This is a genomic window from Pseudarthrobacter oxydans (assembly GCF_013314975.1).
Taxonomy (GTDB): Bacteria; Actinomycetota; Actinomycetes; order Actinomycetales; family Micrococcaceae; genus Arthrobacter; species Arthrobacter oxydans.
Genome location: NZ_JABTYH010000044.1, coordinates 19,490 through 32,196, shown reverse-complemented (window position 1 = coordinate 32,196; position 12,707 = coordinate 19,490). Strand labels below are relative to the sequence as shown.

12 protein-coding genes are annotated in these 12,707 nt (G+C 65.2%); 4 read left to right on the top strand and 8 right to left on the bottom strand.

Annotated elements, in window-relative coordinates; translation table 11 throughout:
• Positions 1-194: 194 nt before the first annotated feature.
• Both HTS88_RS20270 and HTS88_RS20265 read right to left on the bottom strand, forming a co-directional pair.
• Positions 195-422, bottom strand: a complete 228-nt coding sequence (locus HTS88_RS20270; protein WP_174181695.1) for a hypothetical protein — start codon at positions 420-422, stop codon at positions 195-197.
• Between the two features lie 82 nt (positions 423-504).
• On the bottom strand, positions 505-1,824 hold the full coding sequence (locus HTS88_RS20265; RefSeq protein WP_174181693.1) for a hypothetical protein: 1,320 nt from the start codon (positions 1,822-1,824) through the stop codon (positions 505-507).
• Positions 1,825-2,077: 253 nt separating this feature from the next.
• Between HTS88_RS20265 and HTS88_RS20260 the strand changes: the two genes are divergently transcribed.
• On the top strand, positions 2,078-2,704 hold the full coding sequence (locus tag HTS88_RS20260) for a DUF4230 domain-containing protein (protein WP_174181691.1): 627 nt from the start codon (positions 2,078-2,080) through the stop codon (positions 2,702-2,704).
• A gap of 179 nt (positions 2,705-2,883) precedes the next feature.
• Here the strand turns inward: HTS88_RS20260 and HTS88_RS20255 are convergent, their stop codons facing one another.
• The gene (locus HTS88_RS20255) at positions 2,884-3,522 is read right to left on the bottom strand and encodes a hypothetical protein (RefSeq protein WP_174181689.1); all 639 of its coding nucleotides are present in this window, start codon (positions 3,520-3,522) and stop codon (positions 2,884-2,886) included.
• Between the two features lie 226 nt (positions 3,523-3,748).
• Between HTS88_RS20255 and HTS88_RS20250 the strand changes: the two genes are divergently transcribed.
• Entirely contained in the window at positions 3,749-4,597 is an 849-nt protein-coding gene (locus HTS88_RS20250; RefSeq protein ID WP_174181687.1) for a class I SAM-dependent methyltransferase, read from the top strand.
• A 59-nt stretch (positions 4,598-4,656) separates the two neighbouring features.
• On the opposite strand, the gene HTS88_RS20245 is transcribed toward HTS88_RS20250, so the two are convergent.
• The gene (locus HTS88_RS20245; protein ID WP_174181685.1) at positions 4,657-5,232 is read right to left on the bottom strand and encodes an HNH endonuclease; all 576 of its coding nucleotides are present in this window, start codon (positions 5,230-5,232) and stop codon (positions 4,657-4,659) included.
• A gap of 304 nt (positions 5,233-5,536) precedes the next feature.
• Here HTS88_RS20245 and HTS88_RS20240 point away from each other — a divergent pair, with 304 nt between their 5' ends.
• The gene (locus HTS88_RS20240; RefSeq protein WP_174181683.1) at positions 5,537-6,274 is read left to right on the top strand and encodes a mycothiol-dependent nitroreductase Rv2466c family protein; all 738 of its coding nucleotides are present in this window, start codon (positions 5,537-5,539) and stop codon (positions 6,272-6,274) included.
• A gap of 20 nt (positions 6,275-6,294) precedes the next feature.
• Entirely contained in the window at positions 6,295-6,795 is a 501-nt protein-coding gene (locus tag HTS88_RS20235; protein WP_174181681.1) for an SRPBCC family protein, read from the top strand.
• Between the two features lie 173 nt (positions 6,796-6,968).
• Here HTS88_RS20235 and HTS88_RS20230 read toward each other — a convergent pair whose 3' ends face one another.
• The 4 genes from HTS88_RS20230 to pdxA form a co-directional block, all read right to left on the bottom strand.
• Positions 6,969-8,240, bottom strand: a complete 1,272-nt coding sequence (locus HTS88_RS20230) for a right-handed parallel beta-helix repeat-containing protein (protein WP_174181679.1) — start codon at positions 8,238-8,240, stop codon at positions 6,969-6,971.
• A 318-nt stretch (positions 8,241-8,558) separates the two neighbouring features.
• Positions 8,559-9,065, bottom strand: a complete 507-nt coding sequence (locus tag HTS88_RS20225) for a PH domain-containing protein (RefSeq protein ID WP_174181677.1) — start codon at positions 9,063-9,065, stop codon at positions 8,559-8,561.
• Between the two features lie 351 nt (positions 9,066-9,416).
• A complete protein-coding gene (locus HTS88_RS20220) occupies positions 9,417-10,217 on the bottom strand; it encodes a DeoR/GlpR family DNA-binding transcription regulator (RefSeq protein WP_174181667.1) in 801 nt (266 codons plus the stop codon).
• A 70-nt stretch (positions 10,218-10,287) separates the two neighbouring features.
• Positions 10,288-12,666 (bottom strand): 4-hydroxythreonine-4-phosphate dehydrogenase PdxA, encoded by a 2,379-nt coding sequence (pdxA, locus tag HTS88_RS20215; protein ID WP_174181665.1) that lies wholly within the window; start codon positions 12,664-12,666, stop codon positions 10,288-10,290.
• Positions 12,667-12,707: the final 41 nt, after the last annotated feature.

The window sequence follows — 12,707 nt, the reverse complement described above, 5'->3', positions numbered from 1 at the left end:
GCTAGGGGCCCCAACCAGCCGAGGCCTTGGCTGAATCGGATCAGCGGCGATGAATAATAACCGCTCAGAGATCGCCGAGCAGTTGCCAAATCTACAACGAGTGGTAAGTGGTAAGTCCAAAAAAGGGGCTCTTCGAGGTTCCCGGGGAATGGTCTGCTGAGATGATTGCTCGTGCTGGCGGACTAGAGGCCTGGCTATTTCTTACGGGCCTTGTATATGATTTCCGCTGCCTTACGATAGGCCTCTTTGGCTTCCGGGCTGATTGCTATCCGGTATACCTTTTTGCCGTCTTCAAGAAGTTTCCCTGCTTTGGCCTGCACCTCGGGGTCCTGAGCGAGGGCATATAGTTTGGTGGCGGCAGCCTTTGCCTTCTGCCCGCCGTCCTTCAGTGCACCTACCGCTTTGTCTGTTCTTCCAGACATGTCTGCTCCCTATCATCGGTAAATTCGTTGGCCTTGCTAGCCCCGCAGACGTCACCCAATCGGCTCGCCGAGGCTGGCCAAGTTAGGCGGCGACCGCAGGGAAAACCACGAGGGACCCGTCACGCTTCCGCTCAATCTCAATTGCGACGTCATCCCGTTGGCCATTTACCTGTAGGCCGTCGCCCAAAGCACGAAGTCGGTACGAGGCTTGTAGCAGTTGGTCTACCTCGCCGGGCGTAAACGCGGGAAGGCGGAACCCACCGTCGCGCTTCACTTGGAGAGCGGACAACCGGATTAGAACCTGGTTGATGCCTGACTCCAACTCGTCGGTGCTGCGCCCATCGTCGTGGAGCGTCCCGATGAAACTCTTGAAGGAATTGCCGGTGTCCTGCTGGGCATGCTCGACTGCCTGCAGAACGAGCACCCGCCGTTTGAGAGCAATGGCCAAACGTGCAATCTCCAGGTGCGCCCGGAAGGTCCCGCCTTCCTCGGTGATGCCGGGAAACGGCTTTTTCAATTCGCTTACTTCGACTACGCCGTCGGACAGCGCCTCCAGCGCCGCTTCCCACTTCTTCAGCCGCCGCCGGGTGGCAGCGATGGCGGTGTTGATGCCGTGAACGGAGGAATCCAGACCGAGCGAGAAGCCGATCCGCCCCTGGTCCAAGAGGATCGAGGTCGCCTTGTCGATCGCTTCACGGCAACCGTCAAGCTCGTTTCGTTCCCTATCGAGACTGTCCTCGTGCAACTGCTCCAAGAGGTCAGTGATCCGCTCAATTGCTTCCTGACGCTGGTGCTCCGCATACGCGCTGACGCTGACGGCTACGGCCATCAGCACGAGTGGCGCCGCCACCGTCAAAGCTCCAGCGCTAGCAGCTGCGACGCCTGCTGTAGCTGCCGAACCAGTTGCAGCACCGGCAGTGCCTGCAGCTGCGGCTTTACCAGCAACAGGCACAAACGTAGCCTTAGCCACTATGCCGGTGGAGCCGAGCAGCCCGTCGTAGACGCCTCCGGCAACTGCCGTTGATGGCATGGGCCGAACAAGTCCTTTGCCCACCTGCGCAGCAACCTTGGCGGGTACCACCATCCGGTACAGCACCTCGCCCGCATCGGCCACGTTCAGCTGCGGGGGAGCGGATTTCGCTGTTTGGGTTGCCAGCTGCGCCAATTGCTTTGCCAGCGGGCTTGCAACGTCAAGTGGGATCCCGCCCTTACGGTCACGAGTCGGTGGCATGGAATGCATCTCGAGTGTGGCGATCGGGGAATCGGCAAGTGCCGCCAGAACCGTTCTAAGTTCTGCAAGACGAACTGGTGTGAGGCCTTCGTTGCCCAACACATCAGAAACGCTTACCGCCTCCGTGGCCAGGGTCCAGACCGGCACGAGTGCCTTGCTGTCAATGGTCACCTTTTGTCCCCCTCATGAAAGTGAATCCCGCCTTGGGCGGTGATGCGGCGCCGCATGAGGACTCGAGGACGCAGTCCTTGCTCAATTGCCACCGGTCGTTATCGTCCCACATTGAAGTCAGGATTTATGAAAGTGTCGCCAGCATGCCGTTGGACGAGTCCCGCTACACTAATCCTGAATCAGCCGGACAGCAGTTTCTGGAAGGCAACCAACAGGAACGGAACCCAAGCCGTTTCAACGCAAAAGGGGTCCAGTGTCCGAAGCTAAATCATTCAAGCCCGTCGCGCTCATTGCATCTGCGGTGGCGGTGCTACTGGCTGCACTGCTCGCAGCGTCCATGCTGGGGTTCGGCCCGTTTTCGAGCAAAAGCGAGCGAAGCCAAACCGTTCTTCTCAAGTCCGTCAGGGACGTAAGCCAGTACCACGCTGCGGTCGGTAATTTTGAGCTTTTGTTGGACGAGAAAGAAGACACCGGGGGGCTTCCCGATTTCATAGCAGGACGACGGACCCTCTTTGTGGCAGCAGGCACCGTTAATGCCTATGTCGACCTTTCCGGCCTCGCCGAAGAGGACCTTGCTCTGTCAGCGGACGGAAAATCGGTGACGCTGCGGCTGCCCGAACCGCAGCTCGACAAGCCCAATATCGACCATGACCGATCATATGTTTACAGCCAGGATCGTGGCATCGCTGACCGAGTCGTAGATGCGTTCACTGCGCCCCAGCAAGCGGAACTCTATCTCCTCGCCGAAGCGGATATGGCTGACGCTGCCGAGGATTCCGAGCTGCGGCAGCGAGCAGGGGAAAATACCAAGAGCATGCTGACTGGTCTGTTCGGGTCGCTCGGCTACAAGGTCACCTTTGAGAGCGCTACATCTGGATAGATTGTGCCGTTGGGGATCTCCGGGCGCGGCACACCGGCAATGATCAGCTCGTGCGTGCGCGTACTTTGCAGTGAAGCCCGCCGGTTGTGCCTTACCAGGGCTGGGTCAGCCGACGCCGCACCCGACCCCGGCAGGCCGCCGTCGTCCCTTCAGACGATCTCCCACTTCCGCCCGTCCCGTCAGCTGGTGCTTGGGGCACGAGGGGCAGCCAGCCTGCTGCCGCCGCCTGACACCATGAAGTAGCCCGCCGTCATCATGGCGAGCCCAAAGGGTATGGCCAGCAGGACGGCGGGGGTTTGCTCATTGGCGGCCAGCAAGGCGACGGTGCTGACCAGGAAGAGGATCCCGAGCCAGCGAGGAAAAATGCCTGAACGAAGAATAAGGACCCCGATCATCACGAAGCCTGCGATGACGGCCAGCAGTCCGGGGATGACGAAGAAGGGCATCCCGGGGAAGTCGCCGGCGAAGAATGCGCTTTGGACGATCTCGCCGGCAAACAACAGGACGAAGCCGGCCGCCGCTGTGATCAGGCCGGTGGTCGCGAGCTTCCGGCGCTGGCCGGACCGTCTTGCCAGCAGCGTCATTCCGGCGATGCCCACCAGTATGAGGAGGCACGCGGCAGAGCCGGCCACAGACACGATGCCCGTGGCTGAACGCAGCGCCCCTGTGGGGCAGTCCATGCCGACACAGCCAATGGGCTGCAGGTTATGAAGGAAGGCTGCCAGGGCAGCAAGCGCTCCGCCGAGCATGGCTGCCGCGCCGGCCCACGTGGGGAACTGCCCTGTCCAGAAGGTGTCGTCGAATCTTCCCTGGGCCACCACGGACTCCTAACTCTCTGGAGACCGGAAGTAAGTCCTCTCATGCTGGACCGGGTCCGCGCGGCGGTCAAGGGTTGCGGCTGCCAGGCCCTCAACTTGAACATGCCGGTGCATCCGTAGGACGCCTGCCGTTCCCCGGCAGAGAAGGAACGACGACGGCGGGACGCACGTGCCGCCGTCGGCCTGCCTCTTCCTTCGCTGCGGAGCGCCGTTGTAGGGTCGGGGCGTGATCGTCCCCGATATCTCCCAGAACGCCGCGGCGGTGGCGGACCACTACGACGAGCTCGATCCCATTTACCGCCGGGTGTGGGGAGAGCATGTCCACCACGGGCTCTGGGCGACGGGCCGCGAGACACCCGGCGAGGCCGTCGAGGCGCTGGTGGACACAGTCGGCGACCGGCTGGGACTCATACCGGGACAGGCGTGCGTCGACATCGGCTGCGGCTACGGCTCCACCGCAAGGCGGCTTGCGGTGACCCGCGAGGTCCGCGTCACCGGCTTCACGCTGTCCGCCGAGCAGGCCCGCTACGCCGCCGCGCATCCCGTGCCCGGCGTTGACATCCAGGTCCGGGACTGGCTCGCCAACGGGCTGGCCGACGCCTCGGCCGATGCGGCCTGGGCGATCGAGTCGAGCGAGCACATGGTGGACAAGCCCAGGTTCTTCGCCGAGGCGCACCGCGTGCTCTCGCCTGGCGGCCGCCTCGTCGTCTGCGCGTGGCTCGCCGGGACCGATGCCAGCGGCTGGAAGGTCCGCCACCTGCTCGAGCCGATCTGCCGCGAGGGGCGCCTGCCCTCGATGGGCACGCGCGAGGAGTATGAGGCGATGGCAACGGCGGCGGGCTTTGCGGTAACCGGCTATGAGGATGTCAGCCGCCGGGTCGCCCGCACCTGGCCGATCTGCGCCGGCCGGCTCATGAAGGCCTTGCTCACCGACCGCGAGACCCGCCGCCTGGCCCTGGGCGCGCGCAACCGCAACGCGTTTCTGGGCATTCCCCGCCTGATCCTTGCATACCGCACCGGTGCGATGAGGTATGGCATTTTCACGCTGTCGAAGGCTGGAGACGGCGAGCGGTAAGCCGGCCATTCAACGCAGCGGAAGCCGACTGACCGCACATTTCAGTTCAAGGCACTGCCTCAGGGCACGGGCTGCCGTTCGCCCACGCTGAGGGAGGCCGACGGCGGCAGGTACTCCCGCCGTCGTCGTTCCATCCGTTGCTGCTGGCCCGGCGACGGGATTCTGGCACGCTTGGCGCGGTTGCATCTGGCACAGGCTGCAACGAAGTTCTGCAGGCTGGTGGAGCCGCCCTTGGACCACGGGTAAAAGTGGTCGCCGTGCTCGGCCGGTCGGCCGCAACGGCGCCCGAAGCCGACTTCCAGTTCACACACACCGCCAGCCCGGGCCATCCCTTCACGGCGCTGCTGGCGAGTGAAACGGCGCACCGGATCCCGGCGCCGGACGTCCCTGCGGGTGATGACCGCAGCGGCAATACCCAGGACGACGGCGGCCACACCGGGGAGTGCAACTGCGGCGACGACGTTCTCCACCATGCCGCGCAGAACCCCCGCGGCGGCGGACGGCCCCGCTCCGGTGGCCGGTGCTGTCTTCGACATGAGCGCCGACATCACCGCGACAGCGAGCCAAACCATCACCGCTGAGTACGCCAGGCGAAGCCCCTGCCGGGTCCAGTAGATACGGCCGAGTTCCGGCATTGATTACCCCCAATTTTCAGTTCGCCGGAGGCCCGTGGCCCCGGATGACTAGGGAATCCTATAGGCCGGACGCCGGGCGGTGTCCCAGGTTTAGCTCAGTTTTTGCCGAGGTTCCGCGTCCACTCTTGGCGGGAGGAGACGAACGTGGCTCCCGGCCCCGGCCTCCAGTGCGTCTCGCCCGGGAAGGTCAGCACCCCGGTGGAGGAACCGTGACCAGGGGCTTGCGGGGTTTTGCTCGGCCGCGCACAAAAGGACGTCCCGTGTCGAATAGACGCAGGTCACACACCGGTGCAAGGGTGGACGCGTGGATGCCGACATCAACTTCTATTTCGACCCGGTCTGCCCTTTCGCCTGGATGACAAGCAAGTGGGTGCGGCAGGTGCAGGCGCAGCGCGAGTACACCGTGGACTGGCGGTTCATTTCGTTGCGCGTGATCAACGCCCACGTTGACTATGACGCGCACTTCCCGCCGGAGTACGAGGCCGGACACACGGCCGGGCTCCGGCTCCTGAGGGTGGCGGCCCGGGCACGTGCGGAGCATGGCCGCGAGTCGATAGCCCGGTTGTACGAGGCGTTCGGGACCCACATCTTCGAAGCTGCCCCGGACACGGCCAGCCAGCGCAGCGAGGCCGCGGTGCGTGAGGGACGGGGGACGCGGGAGTTCGTGGAGCCGGTCCTGGCCCATGCCGGCCTGCCCCTGCAGCTTGCGGAGGCCCTCGACGACGACTCCTGGGACAGCGAGATCCGGCAGGAGACGGATGAGGCGCTGGCGCTGACGGGCAAGGATGTGGGCACGCCCATCATCCACTTTGAACCGCCCGCCGGCGTGGCCTTCTTCGGGCCGGTGATCAGCCGGCTGCCGGACGACCAGTCGGCCGCCGAGCTGTGGGACCACGTGGTGGGGCTGGCACGGTTCCCTGGTTTCGCGGAGCTCAAGCGGAGCCTGCGCGAGCAGCCGCAGCTCCCGGCCTTCGGGGTCAGCCCCGGTACGGCCGGCCAGCAGGAGGACTGGCACGGCGGCAGCCGGCGGCAGAAGAAGTGACCGTCTGTAAGGATGGACCCATGATACAGAACAGCATCCGCCACCACCAGGAGTCGGTCACCGTCAGGGCATCAGCAGAGGCGCTGTACGACCTGGTCTCCGACATCACCCGCACCGGTGAGTGGAGCCCGGTCTGCACGTCCTGCTGGTGGGACGACCAGGACAGCGCCGGCCAGCCCAGGGCCTGGTTCACCGGCCGCAACGAGCTCCCGCACCGGTCCTGGGAGACCCGGTCCCAGGTGGTGGCTGCCGAGCGCGGCCGCGAGTTCGCCTGGGTCGTGGGCGGCAGGTTTGTCCGCTGGGGCTTCGCCCTCACCGCGGCAGACACCGGAACCGTCCTGACCGAGTCCTGGGAATTCCTGCCCGAAGGAATAACCATGTTCGGGGAGAAGTACGGTGCTGACGCTGACGCCCAGATCGCCGACCGCACCCGGCGGGCGCTGGACGGCATTCCGAAAACGCTCGCAGCAATCAAGCGGATCGCCGAATCCACCGCTGCACATGAAGACGCCAGGTCCTAGGACTGGAACTGCTCCACCACAGAGGGTAGCCCGGCGCCGGCCATAAGACCTTGGCGAGGGACGCAGGCAGGGCGATGCCGCCGTCGTCCGCTATCTCCAGAGGGTGCCGCCACGCCCACGGGTGAGCTGTCCTGGACGGCCACCGGCCAGGACAGGAGCCGCCGTGCCCCGGGCTACGCCTGTCCGTTGCCGGTACGGGAACGCCATGCCTCGAGCTGCTCGATGGTTTCCGGATGCTGGTACGCAATCTTCTGCCCGCTGTCCAGCGAGATGGTGTTGCTGTGGGTCCTGATGCCCTCCGGGATCTGCCGCCCGGTGCCGCTGGAGCGCACGAAGTTGTCCTTGGCGCCCACAAAACTGTTCCGGGCAATCTCGATGTCGCAGGGCAGCTCCACGTCGTAGGTCAGCAGGTGCGTACCCATCCCTGCCTGGTCCGGCCGGATGTTGGCAGCCCAGGAGAATCCGGCATCGCGGCAGTCGTTGTCCGTAAACGAGCACCGGATGTGTCCCGTACCTGCAGCCGGTGTTCCCCGGGACCAGACCTCCAGGCTCTGGTTGCAGTTCTCAATGGTGTTGCCCACGAACCTGCAGTCCGTCCACCCAACGTTGGATCCCTCGGCACTGCCCTGCATGGTGGTGCCCGTGTCATACGTCTGCCGGATCGTGTTGCCCTGGACCAGCACGTTCGCGCAGCCGATCCAGATTTCCACGCCGTTCCCGAACCGGGTGGTCTTTGATACCCGCGAACCGCCGATTTCCTCAATCAGGAAGTCCGTGATCTGCGCGTTCTGGGTCCCGTAAATTCCTACGCCGTGGGCGCCGTGGCCAAGGATGTGCAGGTCCGAGGCGTTGGTGTTGGAGGCGGGACGGAAACCCTGCTGCTTCACGGCTATCTCCACCCCGGCACCCGGGGAGACGCCCAGCTTCACGTACACGTGGGTGTCGTCGCTGTAAAAGTCCCAGTCCTGCGCCAGGTCGGCCAGGTTCCACCGCTTCCAGCCGTGGATGGTGCCGCCGGCCTTCAGGAATCCGACGTCCGTTGAGGTTCCGGCCGTGTTGCCGGTGAACTCCCCGGATCCGGCCGTCAGGTTCAGCTTCCAGACGTTGGGGCTGTGCAGCGCCCACGCGTCCGTGCTCACCTTGTAGCCGTTGATCTGTGGCAGCGCGCCACTGCCGTAGGAACCAAGGGTAAAAGCTCCCGATGTCCCTTTCAGCACAGGAACCTTGAGAGACCCCCAAAACACGTCACCGCGCCGCAGCAGGACCGCGTCGCCGCGCCCCACTTCGCCGGTGTCAAGCGCCGCCCTGACCCGCGCAAGCGTCTGCCAAGGCGCTGCCTTGGTGCCCGGGTTGGCATCGTTCCCGCCGCTGCTGACGAAGCGGGCGTTCGCGTAGGCAGGGGAAGGAACAGTTGCCGCGGGCGGGGCAGTAAGTGCGCTGGGCACCCCGGCCGTTACCGCCGCAGCCCCGATCCACTCCAAGAATCGCCGGCGTCCCAGCATCATCGCGTCTCACCGGTCAGGGACTCGGTGCGGAGGCAGCTTAACGGGCGGAGGAGGGGTTTAGAAAAAGGCATCAGAAGATTTTACAGGTCCTGGACTGGACGGGCTGCATCGGCCGCTTCCTGCGCGTTAACGGAGGGTCATGCGACCTTGCCATGTGGCACACGTATATAGGGCTACGTTCGACGAGCGGGTTCAGGCCAGTTGTCATGCTCAAAGGTCGCCCGAGACTCTGCTGCTCAACATTCGAAATTATTGATCTCAGAGTCGACGCAGCAGTTCAGCCTTCTTTGCATCAAACTCTTCCTGGGTCAAAATACCAGACTTAAGGAGCTCACCAAGCTTGCTGATTTGCTCGATTATGTCGGGCTTTTTCTCCTCGGCTGGTTGAGGAGTTGCCCCCCGAGGCGCATCCGGCGCATGGCCACCCAGATAAGTGTGTGTAGTCGCTTCCCGCATCAGCTCCGACTTTCTTGCTCGTACGGCCTGGTTGAGAACGTCCTGAACAGCCTTGCCGTCTGAGAGGTTTTCCATGATGACGACCTCAGCTCCACCGTTGGGGCGCTGCAGGTGAACGACGACATTGCTCACCCCGCGTGCTTTTTGAATTATCGTCTGCGATACATCAATGTCGGCGATGTGCTCAACTGGGATTTGCTGCGAATCTGTCCGGAGCACGCCGGACTCGAAGTACAAATGATGCCGTGTCAGGCGGTACCGCCCGCCGCCGATACCGCCTAGCTGTGATGACGCGCCTTCCCAGAGCACTTCAGCTGCCCTTGTACCCGGTGCATCTGGACGCGCATTCTCTGTGACGTGAGATTGTCCTCGTGCAGTCCGGGCTTTGTCTATAAGGCCGCCCACGGTGCCCTTGCCAGGCTGTTCAACAGGAACCCGAAAATTCCATCCTTCCGGAGCCTCTGGCCAGTCAGCGGGAGGGGTCCAGCCTTTAGGCGGCTCCCATCCGTCGGGTGGTGTCGGCCAGCCGGGCGGGGGGTTAAATCGTGTTTGCACCATTGCAGATGTCCCTTCATCAGGGCTGAAACTTCTACGTGTCTAGACTAATTTTCTCAAAGGGCGAGGTCTACGTTTTTACTAACTTTGGTCCGAATGCGGGTACTAAACAAATGGCGGATTCGACTTTCGTGTTTGCCCGACCTCAGCGACCTCAACGCGTACCCCGGCGTCCTGGAACTTCTGCACCTGCTCCGGGTCGGCGCCGTCGTCCGTTACCAAAGTCCACGGCAAAGCCAGCCGCGTCCACGCGTGGAACGGCCGGAGCCCGAGCTTGGACGAGTCCGCGAGCACGTACACTTCCCGGCCGCGGCGGGCCATGAGTTCTTTGAGTCTGGTCTGGGCGTGGTCGGCTTCGCAGATGCCGTCCTCGGCGGTGACGGCGTCGGCGCCGAGGAACACGCGGTCGAAGCTCATCCGCTCCAGGGCCGCCTCGGCCAGCGGTCCCACAAAACTCTGCGAAAGGCTCCGTAGCCGGCCGCCCAGGCAGTCCACCTCGATGCCCTCGGAGTCTGCGAGTTCCTGCATGGTGTTGATGCCCGGGGTGGTCACGGACAGCTTCTCGAACCCGCGCAGTTCGTGGGCCAGGGCACCCACGGTGGAGCCGGCGTCGAGCAGGATGTTCTCCCCGGGCCGGATCACGGACGCCGCCCAGCGGGCGATCGCGTGTTTCTGCTCGAATGCCTCGCCGGTGCGCTGCCGCAGGGACGCCTCCGGGTGCGCGCCCAGCGCCATGGCCCCGCCGTAGGTGCGGGCCAGCCGGCCCTGCCCGTTCAGCAGCGCCAGGTCGCGGCGGATGGTGGACGCGGTCACCTCGAACCGGGCGGAGAGTTCTTCCACGGAGGCCAGCCCGGTGGTCACGGCAAGGTGGTAGATCTCCTCGCGCCGCGCGTTTGCGCTCAGCATTCCCGGTCTCCTTCCCGTGGCAGTGGTACCCATGCTAGTTCCGGCCCCCGCCCAGTCCCCGCAGCAACGCCTACACGGCGACGGCGGGCCGGGTGGCCATCTCCGCCGCCTGGTGCAGCGCCTCCACCATGGACCGGGAGTCCGCGATCGCCTTGCCGGCGATGTCGAACGCGGTGCCGTGGTCCACGGACGTGCGGATCACCGGCAGGCCCACCGTAATGTTCACCCCGGCCTCGATGCCCAGCACCTTCACCGGCCCGTGCCCCTGGTCGTGGTACATGGCCACCACCAGGTCGTAATCGCCCCGGCCGGCCAGGAAGAACAGTGTGTCCGCGGGCAGCGGGCCCACCGCGTTGATTCCGGCAGCCTGCGCGGCCTTTACACCCGGTTCGATCTTCTCCGCTTCCTCGCCCTGGCCGAACAGGCCGTTTTCGCCGGCGTGCGGGTTGATGGCGCACACGCCGATCTTCGGGTTCGGGATGCCCGCGCGGACCAGCGCCTCGTGGCCGCGGCGGATGGTGCGCTCCACCAGGTCCGGGTTGATCTTGCGGATGGCGTCCATCAGCCCGATGTGCGTGGTCACGTGGATCACCCGGATCTTGGGGGTGGAGAGCATCATGGACACTTCCTCCGTGCCGGTCAGGTGCGCCAGGAGCTCGGTGTGCCCGGGGAAGATGTGCCCGGCGGCATGCAGCGCCTCTTTGTTCAGCGGCGCGGTGCAGATGGCCTGCACCTTCCCGGCCATCGCCAGCTCACTGGCCACCCGGATGTACTCGTACGCGGCGTGCCCGGCCACGGGGGAGAGCTGCCCCCACGGCAGGTCCTCCGGCAGCAGCGCCAGGTCGATCACGTTCACCCGGCCCGGCGTGAACACCGCATCCTCCACGTCTTCGATGCTCTGGATGTCCGCCTCGATGCCCAGAACGTCCGCGGCCTGGCGCAGGCGCAGCGCGTCGCCGATCACCACGGGCCGGCACTCGGCGTTGCTCTGCGGATCCAGCACGGCGGCCACCACCACCTCCGGCCCCACCCCGGCGCCGTCGCCCATGGTGACGGCGACGTAGGGGAGGGTGTTCTGCTCGGTCTTGCTTGCTTCGGTTGTCATGGGTGCTCCAGAGGGTTGGTCTTGAGGGGAGAGGTTGGTGGCGGGAGCCTGCGCGGTCAGGCCGCGGCGCTCCCGGATTTTGTCGTAAAGCTGTAGGAGGGCCAGGTCGTCTCCGAAGCTGCCGGGCTTGGTGCCCACCAGCGTCCCGTCATCGGCGCGGCTGAGCACGGCCCCGTGCTGCACGGCCGCAAGCGGTACCAGCCGGTGGAGGCCGACGGCGTCCAGGACTTCCCGGGCCGTCTCACCGCCGGTGAGGATCAGGTCTGCTGGTGTTGCCTTCGCTGCCTCGGCGGCAAACCCGGACAGAGCCTGCACGATGCGGGCTGACCCAGACGGGTCCACTTTTGACGCGGCCAGTGTGACGGCTACGCGGTGGCCTGTCCGCAAATCCGCTGAAACCTGGGCCAGTTGGGGAGCGTAGGCCCCGGTGGCACCGGCGTACTGCGGGTGCAGCCGGACCACCGTGAAGCCCTGGGCTTCGAGTGTGGCCAGTTGCGCCTGAGCGGTTTCAGAAGCGGAGCCGACGACGGCGAGCACCGGCTTGGCAGCTCCCGGCGCTTCTGCGGTGGTTGCGTCCGTTTGTGCCCCAGCTTGCGCATTTCGCGCAACCTGGGTTGAGAGGCGCTCTGCAAGAACGTCAGCCGTTCCGCCGGTACCCACCAGCACAATGCGCCGGCCGCCGGCCTGGAAGTCCAGGTCCAGCAGGGCGTCCACCACGTGCTCCAGGTCCTGGACGGTTTCGCTGTCGGCCACCACCAGCGCGGGCTGGCCCGGGTCCAACAGCATGGCCAGTGTTGCGGCCAGCGAACCGGACCGCACCTCGGCAAGGTTCACGGTCTGCACTGAGGACGGATCCTCGGGGCGCAGCAGCGACGGAATGTCGGCCGGCGGGGCCGACTGTTCGGCGTGCCACAGGCCCGTCTCCACCAAGGGAGTCCCGGCAACCAAGGGCCTGCCGTCAACTACGGACCGCTGCAGCTGGGGGAGTGCGCCCGCAACAACGGCATGGAAACCAAGCCCCGCCAGCCCGGAAACTTCGGCACGGACGTTGCCACGCCACAGCGAGTCGATCTTCTTGAACAACACCTGCGCAGTGTCGGCGTCGGGGCCGGTGAATGCTTCCTTGACCAGCGCCTCGGCAGCAGATTCAGCAAGCCCGCGGGAGTGCGTATCGGTGACCACAACGTCGGCGGCGGGCTCCGCAAAGGAGGTGCCGGCGTCGTGCGCTTCCGGAACGGTGGAAGTACCCAGCAGGACCTGCGCACTCAGCCCGTGCTGCACAAAGCAGGAGCCAACCTCGGCGGCGCCGGAGAAATCGTCGGCCTGCACAAATACGGAAGCCACGTTGCTCCTCTCGTCGTCGGCTGGGGCCCGCGCAGTGGCGG